Here is an 18,854-nt window from a genome sequence, read left to right as displayed (position 1 = left end):
ACAGTTTCTCAAGACCAAGAACAAATCCGGCCGCCATCGCAAAGAATGCGAACAGAATCGCTAAAAATAGAAAATCACTCATATGCACACCTGTTCCAAACAATGAACACTTGCCGGCCTGAACTTAGAATTTTTCGGCCTTGAGCAAGGCATAGAACAAATAGATAAACAGCCCCAGAGAAATCCCTCCTGCCAGAACTGTGAAAAAGGACGCACTCATCCCGAACTCCCTATCAATGCTGACTTGCAGCAGACAGACAAAGTCTAGGAGTGGCCGCATAAATTCAGAGCAGTGTTTCGTGGCCTGGATATAAAGACGGCATATGGATTGGGGGCACAGGGCCACGGACCTGCCTTTGAGACAGATCGAGGCAGCAGCAGCAAGCTCATGGACGTACCGTCATCTGCCTGACATATGCCTTTGCTCAAATGTAATCGTTTTCATTTTGACGGCTGAGCGTCATGGCCAATGTTGGAATTCTGGATGTCGCCAAAGCAGCGCAGGTATCGGTTGCCACGGTATCGCGCGTTATCAATGAACCTGAAAAGGTGGGCGACAAGACCCTGCAGCGTGTGCAAGCCGCCATCCAGGCACTGGGTTACGAGCCCAATGCCTCGGCCCGCAGCCTGCGCAGCCAGCGCAGCCGTGTGATTGGTGTGGTCCTGCCTACCTTGCTCAATCCCGTCTTTGCCGAGTGCCTGAAAGGAATTGCCGATACCGCTACCCGCGGCGGCTACGCCATCCTGCCCTTCTTTACGGAATACCACCTTGAGCGTGAATCCCAGGCCGTGGCCCTGCTGTTGGCCAGCAACGTGGAGGGCATTGTTCTGGTGGTCTCAAATCCAGCTCGCTCCCCCGCGTTGGAGCGCTTGAGCAAAACATCCTGCCCTTATGTGCTGGCCTACAACCAGCATCCCGAACACCCCTGCGTCACCGTCAATGGTGAACAAGCCATGATTGAGCTGATTGGCCATCTGGCAACACAGGGCCATCGCCGCATTGCCATGGTGAGCGGGCACTTGCATGTTTCCGACCGTGCCCAACAACGCAGTCGTGGTTACCTCAAAGGGATGGACCGTGCCGGCTTGGCCCCCATGCCCCTGCTGGAAGTGCCGTTTATGGATCAAACGCCTGACGACCAGCCAGCCTCTGCCCACAAGAAGAGTGGCCTTCATCTGGCCAGCGTCGCCCGGCTTTTGCGCCAGACAGATCGGCCTACCGCCGTCATCGGCTCCAATGACTTGATTGCCATTCGTTGCTTGCGAACCGCGCAACAGATCGGCCTGCGCGTCCCCCAGGACATCAGCATTATTGGCTTTGACGGCATTGGCCTGGGCGCGGAGCTGTTTCCCCGCCCCGCCACCATCGTCCAGCCCAATGAGAAAATTGGCCGCCAGTGCATCGGCTTGCTGCTAGGTGCTATCGCCCGGCAGCAGCCTGTTCCGGCTCAAGAGTCGATATTGCTGCCCTACACCTTTGATCCGGGTGAATCCTGCGCCCCCTCTCCGTTCCAACTACAGGCGCCCTGACGATGCTGTGTCCTCCTTCCCGGGAAACTTTCCCGTAACGCCCCCTGCCTGCAAGCCATGCCGGCTTTATTTAGCCCCACTTACTGACTGGAGTGAACAACCATGAAACATATTTTGAGCACCTTGGCATGCCGTGTCGCATTGCCATTGGCCATGCTGACATTCGGCAATGCGGCCGCCGCACAGACGGCAATCTGCTACAACTGTCCACCTGAATGGGCTGACTGGGCCAGCCAGATCGAGGCCATCAAACAGCACACCGGCATTACCGTGCCCCCAGACAACAAGAACTCGGGCCAGTCGCTGGCTCAACTGGTTGCCGAATCGGCCAACCCGGTGGCCGACGTGACCTACCTGGGCATTACCTTTGCCATTCAGGCCCAAAAAGAAGGGGTGACTCAGGCCTACAAGCCCAAGGGCTGGGAGCAGATTCCGGAAGGTCTGAAGGATCCGCAAGGCCATTGGTTTGCCATTCACTCCGGCACCATGGGCATCATGGTCAACAAATCGGCCTTGGGTGATGTACCCGTACCTGCCTCCTGGAACGATTTGCTCAAACCGGAATACAAAGGCTTGGTTGGCTACCTGGACCCGTCATCCGCCTTCGTGGGCTATGTGGGCGCCGTGGCGATCAATGAAGCCCTGGGCGGCACCATGGATAACTTTGATCCGGCCATCAACTGGTTCAAGGCCTTGCAAAAAAACAATCCCATCGTCCCCAAGCAAACCGCCTATGCCCGCCTGATTTCCGGCGAGATCCCCATCTTGCTGGACTACGACTTCAGCGCCTATCGCGCTCAATACAAGGACGGCGAGGATGTGGCCTTCGTGATTCCGCAAGAAGGCACGATTGTCGTTCCTTACGTGATGTCCCTGGTCAACAAGGCACCGCACACCGAAGAGGGACGCAAAGTGCTGGATTTCGTGCTGTCCGAGCAAGGGCAGTCGATCTGGGCCAATGCCTTCCTGCGTCCGGTTCGCAGCAGCGCCATCAGCGAACAGGCACAGTCGCGCTTTTTGCCTGACAGCGAATACGCCCGTGCCAAGGCGATTGACTATGACCGCATGGGACAAGGCCAGAAACCCTTTGCCGAACGTTATCTGGCCGAGGTCCGCTAAGCGGCCCTCTGAGATGTGGAGTTAGCGTATGCAAGGCAAATACCTGTTACCCCTGTGCTCGGCACCTGCTGTGGCCTTTTTTGCTGCCTTCTGGCTCTTGCCTGCGGCACAGCTTCTGGCACTGCCCGCACAAGAAGGCATCCACACCTACTGGGTCGTCCTGACATCGGGGCGTTACTTGCAGGCCCTGCTGCAAACGCTGCTCCTGTCCGCCATCGTGACGCTGGCGACCCTGGTACTGGGCGCCATGGTGGGTATCGTGATGGCTCGCCATCGCGTACCTGCCAAGCGTCTGCTGCTTTCCTTGATGACCTTGCCCCTGTCTTTTCCGGGCGTGATCGTCGGTTTTTTCATTATTTTGCTGGGTGGCCGGCAGGGGCTTCTGGCTCAGATCACGCAGGACCTGGGTTTGGGACGTGTGACCTTTGCCTATGGCTTGCTGGGTCTGTTTCTGGCCTATCTGTACTTTTCCCTGCCCCGCGCCATTGCCACCTATACCGCGGCGGCCGAATCCATCGACCGCAATCTGGAAGAGGCAGCACGCGCCTGCGGTGCCTCGCGCTGGGCCGTCGCCAGAGACGTCTGGATACCGGAACTGGCACCGACCTCCTTGTCCTGTGGCGCCATTGTGTTTGCCACCTCCATGGGCGCGTTCGGCACGGCCTTCACCTTGTCCAGCCGCTACGAAGTACTGCCCATCACCATCTATAACGAATTTACCAATTATGCGAATTTCACCCTGGCCGCCAGCCTGTCCATTTCCTTGGGGCTGCTGACATGGTTTACCTTGTGGATGGCCCGGCGTCTTGTGCGCGACCCATCCGTCATCGCGTGAGGGCTCCATGAAGCAGACTTCTTCTAGCGGCATGAATCGCCCTGCTCCTGTGCTCCTGGCTGTGACCGGCCTGACTGTTCTGTTTCTGCTTGGACCCATCCTGATTTCAGTTATGGCGGGCCTGGTCAACAATTACCGTCTGGGCCTGAAAAGCGGCCTGACCCTGAAATGGCTAGAACAGGTCTGGGTGAACTACGGTGCTACGGTCTGGCTATCGCTGCAACTGGCTCTGCTGTGCGTGCTGGCTGTCATCGTGCTTGGCGTGCCCTGCGCCTACGCATTGGCTCGCAGTCGCTCGCGCCTGGCCCGGACCTTCGAGGAACTGCTGACCCTGCCAGTAGCCGTTCCCGGTATGGCCTCCGCGCTGGCTCTGCTGTTGGCCTACGGCTCCTTGCAAGGTTTTCGCCAAAGCTTCTGGTTCATTTTGGTAGGCCACATTGTGTTCACTTTGCCCTTTATGGTGCGCACCACAAGCGCGGCCTTGCAAAAACGCAGCCTGGTGGATCTGGAAGAGGCCGCCCGATCCTTGGGCGCCAACTTCAGCCAGATCTTTTTCGGCATCTTGCTGCCTGCCATCCTGCCCGCGATTGTGGCGGGCAGTCTGATGGTTTTCACCTTGTCCCTGGGCGAGTTCAACCTGACCTGGATGCTGCATACACCGCTGACACGTACCCTGCCCGTGGGACTGGCGGACAGCTACGCCTCTATGCGCATTGAGGTGGGCTCAGCCTATACGCTGATTTTCATGCTCGTCATCTTGCCCGTGCTCTGGGGGCTGCAAACACTGGCGCGCTTGCTGGAGAAACACGATGGAAACTAAACACGTCCCGGTGCGCATCGAACAATGCGCCAAAACTTATGCGGATGGCACGCGGGGGTTGCACCCTAGCACGCTGGACATCGCCCCCGGCGAAGTCATGGCCTTGCTCGGGCCTTCAGGTTGCGGCAAGACCACCTTGCTGCGATTGATCGCCGGCCTGGAGATGCCGGATGCCGGCAGCCGCATTCTGTTCGATGGGCAAGACGTCACCCATTTGCCGATCGAGAAACGTGAGGTGGGCATGGTGTTTCAACACTACGCCCTGTTCCCCAATATGACGGTAGAAGCCAATATCGGGTATGGCCCCAAAATCAAGGGCATGGCACAACCCTTGCGTCAGGAACGGGTCGGCGAGCTGGTCGATCTGATGCGTCTGAATGGCCTGGAAAAACGCCTGCCCTCTGCCCTGTCCGGTGGACAGCGACAACGCGTTGCCATCGCACGTGCCATTGCCAATCAACCCCGTGTTCTGCTGCTGGACGAACCCTTAGCCGCACTGGATGCCAAACTGAAAATCTCTTTACGCGATGAGCTGGCTGAATTGCTGCGACGACTGCGCATCACCGCCATTCACGTCACCCACGACCAGCAGGAGGCCTTTGCGATTGCCGACCGGCTGGCCGTCATGCACGAGGGCCGCATTATTCAGACTGGCGATGGAGAAAGTCTGTATCGCAACCCCACCCATCCCTTTGTGGCAAGCTTTCTGGGCCGAGTAAATGTGTTGCGACGCACGCAGCAAAGCTGCTCAAGCAATGAAATTCGGCTGGCTGATCTATGCCTGCCCTGCCCCGACTCGTTGCGCGATGCCACTGAGCTATTTGTCAGACCGGAAGACATTACTGTTTCCTTGGACAGAAAAACGGGCTGGGCACAGGCACGAGTCCATCAACGTAGCTTTATGGGCGGACGGGTGCAACTGACACTAGGCGTGGAAGGCCAGGCAGACATGATTGCTGAAGTTGACCGTGACCACGGGGCAGTCGCCGGCAGTATCGTGGGCATTCAGATCAATCCGCTCAAGCTCATGCCGGGCACCCCGCCACGCCCCCAGGATCTCCCCGGTTAACCATGTTTCTGAACAAGCCATTCACCTCTCTCTCACAGAACCTCTGACACAGGCAGCCCCCCCCACCTGGGACGGCTCGGAAAAAGATGCTGAAAACATTATTGATTCAAATGACAGACCCGCATATCAGAGAAGAAGGCAGGCTGGCATACGGACGTCTGAATACTGCGCCCTATCTGAAACAGGCTATTGGGCATGCTCTGGCCCTGCCCCAAAAACCGGATGCCATCGTTCTGACGGGCGATCTGACTGATTTTGGGCGAGTTCAAGAATATGCACACCTGCGCAACTTGCTCGCCCCCTTGGGAGCTATTCCTGTGTACCTGTTGCCAGGCAATCATGACGACCGACAACAGCTACGCGCAAGCTTTCCCGAGCATACGTACTTGGGCAAGACTGGCCCCGTCTGCTACGGCGTGGATATTGGTGAGTTAAGACTATTGGCCCTGGATAGCGCCGTAGCGGGTGCCAGTGCGGGCAGCCTGGACCAGGAGCAACTGGACTGGCTGGCAGCCGAACTGACCCAACAGCCCAAGCGACCCACCGTCATTGCCCTGCACCATCCCCCCTTCAACACCCTGATCGGCCATATGGACAAGATTGGCCTGCTCAATGGAGCGGAACACCTGGAGGCGATTGTGCGTCAGCACGGCAATGTGGAACGGGTGATCAGCGGACATTTGCATCGCAATATACAGATCCGCTTTGGCGGAACCATTGCCAGCACGGCTCCCTCTGTGGCCCACCAAGTCTGTCTGGATCTGGCTGAGAATGCCGCCTCGGCCTGGACGCTGGAACCACCTGGCTATGCCGTTCATGCTCTGGACAGCGTGGGCCAGATCGTCACCCATACTGCCACTGTCGGTCAGTTCGACGGCCCCTTCGCCTTCCATGAGCCAAGCGGGAAACTGATCGATTGATTCGATACACGGCACAGCCTGACAACAGCGTGGCCTTGATGATCACGTCAAACCAAGTCGCGAAAACGGTCACCATTGACCAGAACCGCTCAAGAACGCTGGGCCAGTTCCATACAAAAACCCCAATGCCTGACTCAACAGGAATTGGGGTTTTTTGACACTGCTGCTGCAGACCAGGGGGGCTGCTCAGAGACGCCCCAATCTGCATGCCATGTCTTACTTCTTGCTGTCTTTCAGCTGAGGCACAGCCGAACCAGCGGCAGGAGCCAACAGGCCAGCCTGGGTGTAGGTGAACAGCTTGTCGCGTGTGTCCACGATGTCCAGATTGCGCATGGTCAGCTGACCGATACGGTCGCGTGGCGAGAACATGCTGTCCACTTTTTCCATGCTCAAGCGCTCGGCCTTGTAGGTCAGGTTAGGCGAGACTGTATCCAGGATGGAGTAGTCATTACCGCGACGCAGTTCCAGCGTCACTTCGCCAGTAACAGCACGAGCCACCCAACGCTGGGCGGTTTCACGCAGCATGATGGCTTGTGGGTCGAACCAGCGGCCTTGGTACAGCAGACGACCCAAGCGCAGACCGTTGATGCGGTACTGTTCAATCGTGTCTTCGTTGTGGATGCCGGTAACCAGGCGCTCGTAAGCAATGTGCAGCAAGGCCATGCCAGGGGCTTCGTAAATGCCACGGCTCTTGGCTTCGATGATGCGGTTTTCGATCTGGTCGCTCATGCCCAGACCATGACGGCCACCGATGCGGTTGGCTTCCAGCATCAGTTCCACAGGGTCGGAAAATTCCACGCCGTTCAGGGCAACAGGCTGGCCTTCTTCAAAGCGCACACGCACTTCTTCAGCGGCCACGGCCACATCGTCACGCCAGAAAGCGACGCCCATGATGGGTTTGACGATATTGATACCAGCGTTCAGGTATTCCAGATCCTTGGCTTCGTGCGTGGCACCCAGCATGTTGGAGTCGGTGGAGTAGGCTTTTTCGGCCGACATCTTGTAGTCGAAGCCGTTTTCCTGCATGTACTCGGACATCTCGGCACGGCCACCCAGCTCATCAATGAAAGTCTGGTCCAGCCAAGGCTTGTAGATCTTCAGTTCGGGGTTGGTCAACAAACCGTAGCGGTAGAAACGCTCGATATCATTGCCCTTGTAGGTGCTACCGTCGCCCCAGATATGGACGTCGTCTTCTTTCATGGCAGCAACCAGCATGGTGCCGGTGACAGCGCGGCCAATAGGCGTGGTGTTGAAGTAAGTGACACCGCCGGTGGTGATGTGAAAGGCGTTGCACTGCAAAGCGGCAATCCCTTCAGCCACCAGTTGCTGACGGCAGTCCACCAGACGGGCCAGCGTGGCACCGTATTCCTTGGCCTTGCGGGGGATCGCATCGTAATCGGGTTCGTCAGGCTGACCCAGGTTCGCGGTGTATGCGTAAGGGATCGCGCCCTTGTTGCGCATCCACAAAAGTGCAGCGCTGGTGTCCAGGCCACCGGAAAAGGCAATGCCGACCTTCTGGCCGACTGGAAGAGATTCAAGGATGGTTGTCATTATCGCGTCAGTAGTGGTGTGCAAGTACAGTTCCGCCCGTAAGACTCTATAGCAGAGCCGTGCCCGCGGCAGGATCAATATGTCATTATATCGTCTTGACCGACCCTGGACACCTTTGCGTAGCTGGATTTAATTACCCGATGAACTAGAACGTCCATTTTTACCTGGAGACAAGCCATGCCCGAGACACAAGCTCAACCCGCTATCAGCCGTTATCCCGTCCCTACCCTGGCCGAAATACCCGAGGATATTCGCAGCCGTATTGAAGCCGTGCAGGAAAAATCCGGTTTTATTCCGAATGTGTTTCTGGCTCTGGCACACCGCCCTGACGAATTTCGCGCCTTTTTTGCCTATCACGACGCGCTGATGGAAAAGCCCAGTGGTTTGAGCCATGCAGACCGGGAAATGATTGTGGTGGCCACCTCTGCCGCCAACCAATGTCATTACTGCGTGATCGCCCACGGTGCCATCTTGCGCATCCGCGCCAAGAATCCGCTGGTGGCTGACCAGGTGGCTGTGAACTGGCGCAAGGCCGATATCCCAGCGCGACAGAAAGCCATGCTGACCTTCGCCATGAAAGTCTCGCAAAACGCCCAGGAGATTGAAGACGCGGACTTCCAGGCCCTGCACGAGCACGGCTTCAGCGACGAGGACGCCTGGGATATTGCCGGTATCAGTGCCTTTTTTGGTCTGAGCAACCGCATGGCCAACTTCATGTCCATGCGCTGCAATGACGAGTTCTACATGCTGGGACGCGTTCCCCGCTAAGCATGATGCGTTACGCCCTGATGTTTGCCGGGTGGATATGTGTAGCGCTGGCTGTTGCCGGCGCTATTTTGCCCTTGCTGCCTACCACGCCTTTTGTTCTGCTGGCCGCCTGGTGTTTCTCCCGCAGCTCTCCCCGCTTTCATCAATGGCTGCTGGATCAGCGCCATCTGGGTCCCTATTTACGCAACTGGGAAAACGGCCAGGGGCTGACCCGCCAGGCCAAACGCCGGGCGCTGATCATGCTGTGGTTGTCGCTGGCCGCCTCGGCCTGGCTGACCAGCCACTTGGGCTGGTACCGACTGGGCTTGTTAATTCCGGGCTTTTTCGCCACCCGATATTTGCTGCGCGCCAAAACCCTGGATGACACCCCATCAGAGCCTGTGCAAAAATAGCCTGCTTGAACCGATCCTGGCTTGACCCCTTTTAGCTTGAAAACCCCATGTCCCATCCTGTCATCTTGCTGGCTGCCGCCTACATCACCAACTCTGAAGGCCAGATTCTTCTGGTCCGCAAACGTGGCAGCGCCTATTACATGCAGGCAGGTGGCAAGCTGGAAGCAGGTGAAACGCCCCTGCAAGCCCTGCAGCGTGAACTGGACGAAGAACTGGGCCTGAAGGCGGAAGAAACGGCCCATGCGCACTACGAAGCGTATTTTGAAAGTCCGGCCGCCAATGAACCTGGCCACATGGTTCATGCCCATGTGTTTACCTTGACGGTCGATCGCGACATTCAGGCTGCCGCCGAGCTGGAAGAGGCACGCTGGGTCAGCCCACAGGAAATCCGTTCGCTGACGCTGGCCCCCTTGCTGGCCAATCACATTCTGCCGCGCCTGTGTACACAGGCCGCTACCTAAGGTTCAAGCTGCAGCAGACTTGCTGCTGTCTTGTGCCGCCCAAACCACGAACCGCCTATTTTTTGGCATAATGTCGCCCTTGAGTCCCCTCTTGCGGGGACGCAGCTATTTGCCCGACTAGCCCGCGATGGCGGGCTTTCTTTATTGAGCGCTAATTTATGTCCTCTTTGCCCTGTCAAGGCGCAATCGTCACCTTTACCCTGCAGCAGTTGCGTGCCGCCACGCAAGCCGGGGGGATTTTAGGTGTGTCCATCAAAGGACAAGGCAATCATTTTTTTGTGCAAGTGGCCACGCGTGCCGGTCAGGCCGTGCTGGTTACCGCCCGCAGCAAAGATCCGCGCAGTTTCAAAAGCCCCTTGCAGGCCATGGTTCTGCTCAAGCAAGTGGGCATCGTCACAGGCCAGTTTGATCTGACCCAGTACTCGCCCGACCAGCATGAAACAGCCCCGCGCAGCCGTCGTCGCCCGGCCAAACCCAGCAAACTGGGACTGCGCTGGAACCGGATTGCAGAAAGCATCTCCAGCCCCGCTCAACCTTCTTTGGATGATCCCAGCCTGGACATCAGTGAGGAACAGACGCGTCGCCTGATCGCCAGGCAGGAAAACCAGCAGTTAAGCCTGCTGGGCAACTAGGCGCAACCCACTTGTATTTCTGGACGTATTAAGCGCATAAGCCGCGTCCAGAGCCTGCGCCAGATCCTGCTGCAAGTGCTGGGGCTCCTCCAACCCCACATGCAGACGCAACAACTGCCCCTCCCCGAACAAGGTTCGCCCATTGCGCTTGGGCATATCCATGGGCAAAGCCAGGCTCTCGAACCCACCCCAGGACAGACCGATGCCAAACAGGCGCAAGGTCTTGAAAAAGCGGGATAACTGCGCTTCGCTCAACGGTTCCAGAACGACGCCGAACAAGCCGGTAGAGCCGGTGAAGTCCCGCTTCCAGATCACGTGACCCGGATGCGACTCCAAGGCTGGGTGCAAAACCTGCTGCACCTTCGGGTGTTTCTCCAGAAAACGGGCAATCTGCAAGGCGCTGGCTTGATGCTGACGCAAACGCACACCCAAGGTGCGCATGCCGCGCAGGGCCAGAAAGGCATCATCCGGCCCGGCAGTCTGACCAAAATCATGCGCAGCCCGGCGCAACAAAGGCCAGGCGCGCTCGTTCGCCGTGGCAACTCCCAGCAAGGCATCGGAATGCCCTGTCAAATACTTGGTGGCGGCCTGAATAGAGACATCCACCCCATGTTCAAACGGCTTAAAAAACAAGGGAGTAGCCCAGGTGTTGTCCAGGAGCACATACGCCCCCACCGCATGCGCGCAGCACGCTATCGCCGGAATATCCTGAATCTCGAAGGTGGCCGAGCCGGGCGACTCCACATACACCACCTTGGTATTAGGACGAATCAGGCTGGCTATGCCCTCACCCAAAGACGGCTCATAGAACTGCACCTGAATACCCATGCGGCTGGCCAACACCTGCTGGGCAAACGCGCGCACCGGCCCATAAACCGAATCCGGTATCAGCAAATGATCCCCGACCTCCAACATGCCCAACAAGGCATGGGTACACGCGGCCAATCCGGACGGAAACAGGCTGGCCTGAAACCCGCCTTCCAACTCGGCCACGGCCTGCGTCAGGGTTTGCAAGGTAGGGTTGGTGAAGCGGCCATAAGAGGCATAGGGATTGTCAGGCTCCTTGCGCTGCGCCCATTGCTCCAGATTGTCGGCCAGGATCGTGGAGCCACGACAAACGGGCACATTCACAAAGCCGGCGGACACGCTGGTGTCCCGGCCCAAATGTGTCAAACGGGTATTTTGGTAATCGCAGTCCTGCATGCTGTTTTCCTGATCATGATCGCTAGAGATGAATGGAAACAGTCTACGCAAGGGACCAGGGGCAATTATTGCGTTTTTACGCTATGGCAGGCAGAATCAAGAGAATAAAAAACCACAATCAACAAGATTATTGGGAAATTATTTCCATGCTGGATAAATTCGACAAACACATTCTGGAGATTCTCCAAAACGATGCCACCTTGGCCATCCAGGAAATTGCCGATCGGGTGGGTTTGTCCAGCACACCCTGCTGGCGACGCATACAGCGCCTGGAACAAGAAGGTTATATAGAGAAGCGGGTGGCGTTGCTCAGTTCGGAAAAGCTGAACGTCGGTGTGACGGTGTTTGTAGCCATCAAGACCAATCAGCATAACAAGCAGTGGTACAGCCAGTTTTCGGCCGTCGTGGAAGCGATTCCGCAAATTGTGGAGTTCTATCGCATGAGCGGCGATACCGATTACTTGCTGCGGGTGGTGGTGCCCGACATCAAGAGCTTTGACCGAGTCTACCAGCGCCTTATCTCGGAAATAGAGCTGACGGATGTCAGCTCCAGTTTCGCCATGGAGCAGATCAAGTTCACGACCCGCCTGCCTCTGGATTACGCCTGATACAAAGTTACTTAAGGCTTAAAAGCTGTATTCCACGTCCAGCGTCTGGCCGATGGTCAACATCTGGGGTTTGGATTCAACCAGCATGGCCTGCATGCCAAACAAGGTACCTTGCGGAAACTGGCGGCTTTGCGCCAAGGCCAGGCCAGGCTGCGTCCCCACATCTGCCGTTCGCTGATTCACGTTGGGCATGGGGCAACGGGTGCAGGCGCGGATGAAGGCAAAGCTCAAACCCTCGCTGCTCAGGCCCAGTACATAGTCTTCTTCATAAGCGGGCAAGCCCTCAAAGACCACGTTGGCACGGAACCGATCCATGGGCACGGCTTGTTCGCCAGACTGCTGCACCAGACGGTTCAGCTCCTCCAGAGACGCCTCGTTGGTAAACAGAAAAGGCAAGGCATCCGCAAAACCAAAACCATTGAGCTGGTCGCCAATCTGACGCCAGCCCTGAGACTTTTCTTCCCAGGGGCGCACACGTTCAGTCAGTACATACCGACGGGCACGACTATGGTTACGTAATACTCGGCAAGGCGTCTGTAAAAAGTCGCTGAACCATTGTGCGACCTGATCCCCCTCGTCCCGACCCAGGGTGTCCGAGCTCCAGATGCGCACAGACACGGCGACGTTATCGCCTGCCGGAGCATCCAGAGACCAGGACAAAGGCTCCATACCGGGCGCCTGAACCGTAATCTGCCCGTCCTGCACCAAGGGCTGGATCAGGGCCATGCGCGGCCAGCGGCGCTGCGTCATGAACACGCCCTGCTGATCAACCACGACCCACTCGCGGTCATAGGCCAGGCCCGCAACGCTGACCTCCACGCCCTGCGGGTGCGCCTGGGCGGCACAGGATTTGATGGGATGAGTGAACAGGCCGGTGATGGTAATCATGAGTCGCAATAGCAAAAGGCAAGATAAGGGATTTATTCTAAAACAGCCTGGCCGCCAGCCCGCCCCTGCTTTGGCGACAGATTGCAAACAAGTGGGTCAGAAACATCGGCCCTGGAAAATTATTCCATGGCAACGCTTGACAAGATCGCAAAACCATGAGTTAATAGTCGATTGATTGCACCAACACATCCATTACATTAAGCACGTGCGATCAACATTTTTTTGAATGCACCCATGTAAACAAGGCCCCTTTGGCCTTCTGGCATGTCCCCAAACATGCGGGTATTCATTCACCACGGCGACGACAGCCACATCCAGACTTATTTTTTGCATCGTAGCGGACTCGCTCCGTCCATGTGCTTGGCAAACGAATAAGGCGCTGTCCATGCTGCCACAGAGCGCGTGTGCCTGAGGTTTTTACCGTTCAGTCAGCGATGTTCTACATTGAAATAGCAATGGCCTGGGCTTCTGTGTGAAGTCCGGTCCATCATGGTGTCATCAAATCTCAATAAAAAAACGATGTAATGACGCCACACGATAAGGAAAAAAATATGAAAAATATCTATCCAACCGGTTTGATCTCGCGCCCTGAGCATATTGCCTTGAACAAAACCGATATTCGCATTGGCGATACTGTTTACCTGCAACCTAAAAACGGCCCTCGTATGGCCGGTACCGTGATCTTCAGCTCGCCTGTACACGGCTGCACCACCTATACTGCCGATGCTCAGAATCAGGACGCCAACGTGCGTTTCCGCTTCCGCCTGCAGGACGTGCATCATGTGGCCCCACGCCACGCCATGCCCGCGCTGAACTGAAGCTTTGCCACCTAATTGATACGGGGCGCGCAATGCAGCCCCCGTATTAATTTCATTTAATAATAGTTAATTACAATTTGTAATGGGCATTCCTGCTTTCATCCTAAAATAGTGGCGGCTTAAAACTTATCCGACGCTGTAAAGCGTCCACGTTGAGCGTGCGCTCCTATGGCAACGGATATGAAACCAAAGCAGGCTTTCTGCTTGCGCCCGCCGCGGCGCTCTTCCTATCTCTCCCGTTTTTTTCTGTTCAGCCTGGTCCTGCTTTTGACCCTGCTGGGTACCAAGCTGCGCCATTACGACGCGCTAACCATTTTCTGGCCTGCCGAAGCTGTGCTTCTAGGCCTGTTTATCCGCCGTCCTGACTGGGCCAGCCAAAAACTGAACTGGCTGATCATTACACTGGCCTACTTCTGTGCCGAGCTGCTGGCCCATAACCCGCTGTCCATTGCCCTGCTCCTGACCGTGGCCAACGTCAGCGGCGTCAGTCTGGCGTATTGGCTGATCACCCGCAATCCTTTGCTGGACCTGTCCCTGCGTCGCCCTCAAGCCATGCTGACGCTGGCAGCCTACTACGGACTGGCCTGTGTGTTATCGGCCTTGCTGGGCGGTTTTGCCCTTTATCTGCATACCAGTCAAGATCTGCCCCTGGCCATCCTGTCCTGGGTGCTGACCGGCTTGATCTCCTATACGGCCATCCTGCCCGTTATCCTGACCGCCCCCGCCCGCCCGTGGCGCCGCTTTCTGGAATACTGGAACGAGCCGCACCTGATGAGTCTGTCCCAGCTGGCGCCCGCGCTGTCCTTGTTCCTGACCAGCTTGCTGAGCCTGCTGATTGATGGGCCGGGCTCTCTGGCCTTCCCCGTCCTGCCTTTATTGTGGTGCGCCCTGAGCTACTCGCTCTTTTCCACCACCTTGTTGACTCTGTTCTACGTGCTCTGGACGCTGTTTGCCTTGAGCCAGCCCATGTACTTCCTGCCCAGCCAGCTCCATACCTCGCTGGATCTGCTGTCGCTGCGCATCGGCATTGCCTCCATTGCTCTGGCTTCAATCACCAGTGCCAGCCTGATGTCGGCCCGCAATCTGGCAGTTGAAAAGCTGCAGCGGCTTGCCCACCACGATGCCCTGACCGGCCTGCTCAACAAACAGGCTTTTTATCAGCAAAGCCAGGCCATACTGACTCAATGCCGTCTGAAACAAGTTCCCGTCAGTGTCATCGTTCTGGACATAGATCACTTCAAACCCATTAACGACACCCACGGCCACCATGTCGGTGACCTGGCCTTGAGTGCCATCACCCAGCGTATTTCACTGGCCTTGCGCGATACCGATGTATGTGGCCGACTGGGCGGCGAGGAATTTGGAATTTTATTGCCTGATTGCAGTGCGCAGCAGGCCCATGCTGTCGCTGAGCGAGTCCGTAAAAGCGTTTCCCTGCTGCCCTTTTCCCTGGACAACGAGCAGCAACTGACCATGACTGCCAGCTTGGGGGTTGCCACTCTGGAACCCTCCACCCTGGATCTGCACGCCTTGCTGCGCCAGGCCGATACGGCCTTGTACGAGGCAAAACGCGCGGGCCGGGACCAAAGTTATTCCTATCATTTCCCTACGCCCAAGACAGGGACTTGACGCTATCCGTAAGCAAACCGATACTGATGTTTCAATACGAAACAAAACATCAGGGAGTGCTGATATGGCGCCAGTTTATGGCTCGCCTTTGTGCCAGGCATGTTTGACCTTGCCACAGGGTATAAGTACTAGCCAAGCGCATGCCGATTTGCGTTTACTGGGACAACACCCGCCCTCTGCCGACGGCGCCCACGAAACCCAGTACCGCTGCCTGAGCTGCCAGACTCACTGGCTGCTGCGCACCAATCGCTGGGGCGTTCCCGAGGGGTTTCGCCTCAAGCCCGTATAGGCAAAGGCAGGCACATGCACTACCATGACAGCTTTGCCTGTTAGCGATTCCCGTATGTCTGCCCTGCTGTTTGATACTGAAACCACCGGCACTGCCAAACCTCAAGTCATCGAGGCGGCCTGGTTGCGTTTGAGCGACCCGGTCTTCTTGCTGGTCAATGAAGAATTTGAGCAACGCTACCGACCTGATGAAGCCAATACGCTGGGCGCCTTGGCCACGCATCACATCTATGACGAAGAGCTGCAGGACTGCCCCTCGCATACCGAATTCCAGTTGCCCGCCGATACCCAATACATCATTGGCCACAATGTGGACTATGACTGGGGCGTGGCCGGCTCGCCCAATATCAAGCGTATCTGCACCCTGGCCCTGTCACGCCACTTGATCCCAGGCCTGGACAGCTACAGCCAGTCCGCCCTGATTTATCACATTGACCGCGCCAACGCGCGCGAGCGCCTGCGCAATGCACACAGCGCGCTGGCCGACGTACGCAATTGCCTGTCACTGCTGCAGTATCTGCTGGGACTGAAGCAAAACATCAACACCTGGGAACAGCTGTGGCAGTTGTCCGAGCACGCCCGCATTCCCACCGTTTTGCATTTTGGCAAACACAAGGGCATGGCCATTGCCGATGTGCCACAGGACTACAAGAACTGGCTGCTGCGCCAGCCGGACCTGGACCCCTATCTGATCAAGGCTTTGAAGGTCTAAACCTCAAGGTTCGTAAAATCCCTAATGGCTGTCCGCCACCTTATGCTCAATGATGAAGGTCCCAACAAGAACTTCATGAGGTGGCAAATGATCGAGGTTGCATACGTCACGAAAGATATGCGTCGGGACCCTTACGAACGAATTACCCATCTTGGAGGTGCAGGCTGGCAACGCTCTCAACCGGATGTTGTCCAGCAAATTGAGCAGGGCCAGGAAGATTACTACATTCTTCTGGATGGCATTCCCGCCAAACTGATCGTGGCGCTCAGCCGTTTTGGTGCCAAGTACCTGAAAACTGAGCTTGAAGTTGAAGAGCCTCATATTTTGCTCAGCCTTCCCAGCCAGGCTGCCTGAACCGCCCGGCCTTCCCTCCACTCCCTGCCAGGGACCACAAAAAACGCGGCTTGAAGCCGCGTTTTTCATGCCTGCCTTAAAGCCCGCTTAGGGCTTGAGCAAGTGCCACTGGCCATTACGCACGGTAATCAATTCACGACCGCGCTCGTCAAAACCGCTATGGTCCTCGGGCGACATGGTGTAAACACCTTGGGTCGCCACCAGATCACGAGTTTGCTCCAGAGCGTCACGCAAAGCCGAACGGAACTCGGGTGTGCCCGGCTTGGCCTTGCTGGCCGCCTCAGGAATGGCCTTTTCCAGCAACAGGCCTGCGTCATAGACGTTGGCGCCAAAGGTGGCAGGAGCCTGGCCATAACGCTCGGTGTAGCGCTGGATGTAATCCTGAGCGATCGGCTTGGCAGGGTTGCTGTCTTCAATTTCCGGCAAAACCAGCATCAGGCTGGCGGCCAGAATAGTACCTTCAACCTGCTCGCCCCCCAGACTCAAGAAGGCGGGCAAGGCGGCACCGTGCGTTTGATAGATTTGCCCTTTGTAACCTTGCTTAACCAAAGTCACTTGCGGCAAGACGGCAGCAGCGCCTGTACCGGCCACCAGAACCACGTCCGGTTTGGCGGCGTAAATCTTCAGAGCCTGACCCGTTACCGATGTATCCGAACGCACATAGCGTTCCGTGGCCACAATCTTGATATTGTTCGCGTCCGCCAGCTCCTTGAACACGCTCAACCAGCTCTCGCCGTAGGCATCGTTAAAGCCCAGGAAACCGGCCGTTTTCACACCGTTGTCGACCATATGCTTGACCAGGGCCTGAGCAATAATGTCGTCGTTCTGGGTAGTTTTAAAGATCCATTTCTTTTGCTCGGTCATGGGCAGCACGACGGACGCCGCGCCCACCGGCGCCAGTACGGGTGTACCCGAGTCAGCCGCAAACTGGATCAAACTCATGGCGTTGGGCGAGCCGGTAGGCCCGATCAAGGCATCGATCTTGTCCTCGGAAATCATTTTCTTGAACAGCGTTACTGTCTGGTTCGGATCACTGGCGTCGTCCATGGAGACGTATTCAACCGTCAGATCTCCGACCTTGGTCGGCAAGAGGGGCACCGTATTGCGCTGTGGCAAGCCAACCACCGCGGTTGGCCCGGTGGCCGAGGCGATCACACCAATTTTGACTTGTGATTGGGCCGGTGTGGCCAAGGCAGCCAGAACAACGGACAAAGCAAAAGCAGTTCGAGTCAATTTCATAATATGCAGAGCTGATTAAGCCCTTCCCCCCTTGATATCAGCGCAGCCGCGCCTATATGGATTGATCTGGACATAAGATACCAAATTCCCCATGCCACACACGCCTTTTCAGGCGATTTTCTCCGGCAGGTCTGCTTACAATTGTACGCGGGCGCGCCCAATAAAGTAGTTTATAACGAAGCTACTGTTTACCCTTGATAGAGCGAATCCATGTCACTTCAGCAAATGTTGCAACAAATTCTGCAAAGCGGCCAAAGCGCACTGAAACAAGGCCAAGGTCAGTTGAACACTTCCGGCCTGGGTAAAAAAATCAGTGAACAAGCAGGCGGTTTTGGCGGCGGGGCCGTGGTAGGCGGCGTTCTGGGCGTTCTGCTGGGCAACAAGAAATTCCGCAAAATGGGAGGCTCCATGGCCGCCTATGGTGGAGCCGCTGCCCTGGGCGCCTTGGCCATCAAGGTCTACCAAAACTGGCAGGAACAAAATGCGGGCCAACAAGCGGCCCCCACTCCAGTGCAAGCCGTTCCACCCGCCCCATTGCCTTTGGCCGCCAGCAGCCAGGCCGACACTCACGCCATGGTCATCCTGGCCGCTCTGGTCTCTGCCGCCAAGGCTGATGGCCACATCGGCGATGCCGAACGTGAACTGATCGACGCCGAGATCAATAAAATGGCTGCCCCTGAACAGGCACGGCACTGGTTGTCCCAGGAGCTGCTCAAGCCTGTTGATCCACAAGCCGTCGCCCAACTGGCGCAAACACCCGAGATGGCCGCCGAAATCTACTTGACCAGCGTACTTGCCATTGACGAGCAAAGCTATATGGAACGTGCCTACCTGGATGAGCTGGCACGTTTACTATCCTTGCCAGATTCTTTGCGTAAAAGTCTGGATAATCAAGTACAGGCTTTACAGCAAGCGTAAATCTGCAGCGGGGCCATTCCACGAGAATGCCCTGGCTCTGATTGCTTTTCTTTTCACCTCTGGGCTAAACCCTCGAAACAGCCCTTTGACTCATCAAGGA

At 56.8% G+C, this 18,854-nt stretch carries 21 protein-coding genes; 16 read left to right on the top strand and 5 right to left on the bottom strand.

All coding sequences use genetic code 11. The features are described from left to right. Nucleotides 1-124: 124 nt before the first annotated feature. Nucleotides 125-220, bottom strand: coding sequence for a K(+)-transporting ATPase subunit F (gene kdpF / locus CPY64_RS18945; RefSeq protein ID WP_022983188.1), 96 nt, complete (start codon nt 218-220; stop codon nt 125-127). A gap of 242 nt (nt 221-462) precedes the next feature. Here kdpF and CPY64_RS05850 point away from each other — a divergent pair, with 242 nt between their 5' ends. From CPY64_RS05850 to CPY64_RS05825, 6 genes are all read left to right on the top strand, one after another. Then, entirely contained in the window at nt 463-1,530 is a 1,068-nt protein-coding gene (locus CPY64_RS05850; RefSeq protein ID WP_042487947.1) for a LacI family DNA-binding transcriptional regulator, read from the top strand. 102 nt (nt 1,531-1,632) lie between these two features. Next, nucleotides 1,633-2,649 (top strand): ABC transporter substrate-binding protein, encoded by a 1,017-nt coding sequence (locus CPY64_RS05845; protein ID WP_096917378.1) that lies wholly within the window; start codon nt 1,633-1,635, stop codon nt 2,647-2,649. Between the two features lie 28 nt (nt 2,650-2,677). Continuing rightward, a complete protein-coding gene (locus CPY64_RS05840) occupies nt 2,678-3,484 on the top strand; it encodes an ABC transporter permease (RefSeq protein WP_042487951.1) in 807 nt (268 codons plus the stop codon). Between the two features lie 7 nt (nt 3,485-3,491). Next, on the top strand, nt 3,492-4,304 hold the full coding sequence (locus CPY64_RS05835) for an ABC transporter permease (RefSeq protein WP_372405837.1): 813 nt from the start codon (nt 3,492-3,494) through the stop codon (nt 4,302-4,304). Further along, nucleotides 4,294-5,373: an ABC transporter ATP-binding protein gene (locus tag CPY64_RS05830; RefSeq protein ID WP_042487957.1), complete on the top strand. Its 1,080-nt coding sequence runs from the start codon at nt 4,294-4,296 to the stop codon at nt 5,371-5,373. The genes CPY64_RS05835 and CPY64_RS05830 overlap by 11 nt, the downstream gene beginning before the upstream one ends. Before the next feature lie 86 nt (nt 5,374-5,459). Beyond that, nucleotides 5,460-6,293 (top strand): phosphodiesterase, encoded by an 834-nt coding sequence (locus CPY64_RS05825; RefSeq protein ID WP_042487959.1) that lies wholly within the window; start codon nt 5,460-5,462, stop codon nt 6,291-6,293. Nucleotides 6,294-6,509: 216 nt separating this feature from the next. On the opposite strand, the gene argG is transcribed toward CPY64_RS05825, so the two are convergent. Beyond that, entirely contained in the window at nt 6,510-7,844 is a 1,335-nt protein-coding gene (gene argG, locus CPY64_RS05820; protein WP_035268236.1) for an argininosuccinate synthase, read from the bottom strand. Nucleotides 7,845-8,021: 177 nt separating this feature from the next. Between argG and CPY64_RS05815 the strand changes: the two genes are divergently transcribed. From CPY64_RS05815 to CPY64_RS05800, 4 genes are all read left to right on the top strand, one after another. Then, nucleotides 8,022-8,612: a peroxidase-related enzyme gene (locus CPY64_RS05815; RefSeq protein ID WP_042487962.1), complete on the top strand. Its 591-nt coding sequence runs from the start codon at nt 8,022-8,024 to the stop codon at nt 8,610-8,612. A gap of 2 nt (nt 8,613-8,614) precedes the next feature. Further along, nucleotides 8,615-9,004, top strand: coding sequence for a YbaN family protein (locus CPY64_RS05810; RefSeq protein WP_042487965.1), 390 nt, complete (start codon nt 8,615-8,617; stop codon nt 9,002-9,004). Between the two features lie 47 nt (nt 9,005-9,051). Continuing rightward, nucleotides 9,052-9,465, top strand: a complete 414-nt coding sequence (locus tag CPY64_RS05805; RefSeq protein ID WP_042487968.1) for an NUDIX hydrolase — start codon at nt 9,052-9,054, stop codon at nt 9,463-9,465. Between the two features lie 158 nt (nt 9,466-9,623). After that, on the top strand, nt 9,624-10,097 hold the full coding sequence (locus CPY64_RS05800) for a hypothetical protein (RefSeq protein WP_009455589.1): 474 nt from the start codon (nt 9,624-9,626) through the stop codon (nt 10,095-10,097). On the opposite strand, the gene metC is transcribed toward CPY64_RS05800, so the two are convergent. Further along, complete coding sequence (gene metC, locus CPY64_RS05795) at nt 10,077-11,300, bottom strand: cystathionine beta-lyase (protein WP_042487971.1); 1,224 nt, start codon at nt 11,298-11,300, stop codon at nt 10,077-10,079. The genes CPY64_RS05800 and metC overlap by 21 nt on opposite strands. A gap of 146 nt (nt 11,301-11,446) precedes the next feature. Between metC and CPY64_RS05790 the strand changes: the two genes are divergently transcribed. Further along, nucleotides 11,447-11,908, top strand: a complete 462-nt coding sequence (locus CPY64_RS05790; protein WP_009455584.1) for an Lrp/AsnC family transcriptional regulator — start codon at nt 11,447-11,449, stop codon at nt 11,906-11,908. An 18-nt stretch (nt 11,909-11,926) separates the two neighbouring features. Here the strand turns inward: CPY64_RS05790 and CPY64_RS05785 are convergent, their stop codons facing one another. Next, nucleotides 11,927-12,796, bottom strand: a complete 870-nt coding sequence (locus CPY64_RS05785; RefSeq protein ID WP_042487975.1) for an MOSC domain-containing protein — start codon at nt 12,794-12,796, stop codon at nt 11,927-11,929. A 551-nt stretch (nt 12,797-13,347) separates the two neighbouring features. Here CPY64_RS05785 and CPY64_RS05780 point away from each other — a divergent pair. From CPY64_RS05780 to CPY64_RS05765, 4 genes are all read left to right on the top strand, one after another. Then, nucleotides 13,348-13,614, top strand: a complete 267-nt coding sequence (locus CPY64_RS05780) for a hypothetical protein (RefSeq protein WP_042487977.1) — start codon at nt 13,348-13,350, stop codon at nt 13,612-13,614. Nucleotides 13,615-13,794: 180 nt separating this feature from the next. Next, nucleotides 13,795-15,243 (top strand): GGDEF domain-containing protein, encoded by a 1,449-nt coding sequence (locus CPY64_RS05775; RefSeq protein ID WP_080723832.1) that lies wholly within the window; start codon nt 13,795-13,797, stop codon nt 15,241-15,243. 313 nt (nt 15,244-15,556) lie between these two features. Then, entirely contained in the window at nt 15,557-16,243 is a 687-nt protein-coding gene (locus tag CPY64_RS05770) for a 3'-5' exonuclease (RefSeq protein ID WP_226791336.1), read from the top strand. 87 nt (nt 16,244-16,330) lie between these two features. Next, nucleotides 16,331-16,597, top strand: a complete 267-nt coding sequence (locus CPY64_RS05765) for a DUF3892 domain-containing protein (RefSeq protein ID WP_223254016.1) — start codon at nt 16,331-16,333, stop codon at nt 16,595-16,597. An 87-nt stretch (nt 16,598-16,684) separates the two neighbouring features. Here CPY64_RS05765 and CPY64_RS05760 read toward each other — a convergent pair whose 3' ends face one another. After that, nucleotides 16,685-17,836, bottom strand: a complete 1,152-nt coding sequence (locus CPY64_RS05760) for an ABC transporter substrate-binding protein (protein WP_042487986.1) — start codon at nt 17,834-17,836, stop codon at nt 16,685-16,687. Between the two features lie 210 nt (nt 17,837-18,046). Here CPY64_RS05760 and CPY64_RS05755 point away from each other — a divergent pair, with 210 nt between their 5' ends. Further along, the gene (locus CPY64_RS05755) at nt 18,047-18,754 is read left to right on the top strand and encodes a tellurite resistance TerB family protein (protein WP_042487989.1); all 708 of its coding nucleotides are present in this window, start codon (nt 18,047-18,049) and stop codon (nt 18,752-18,754) included. Nucleotides 18,755-18,854: the final 100 nt, after the last annotated feature.

This window comes from Alcaligenes faecalis (genome assembly GCF_002443155.1).
GTDB lineage: Bacteria > Pseudomonadota > Gammaproteobacteria > Burkholderiales > Burkholderiaceae_B > Alcaligenes > Alcaligenes faecalis.
This window is presented reverse-complemented; position numbering and strand designations above follow the sequence as displayed.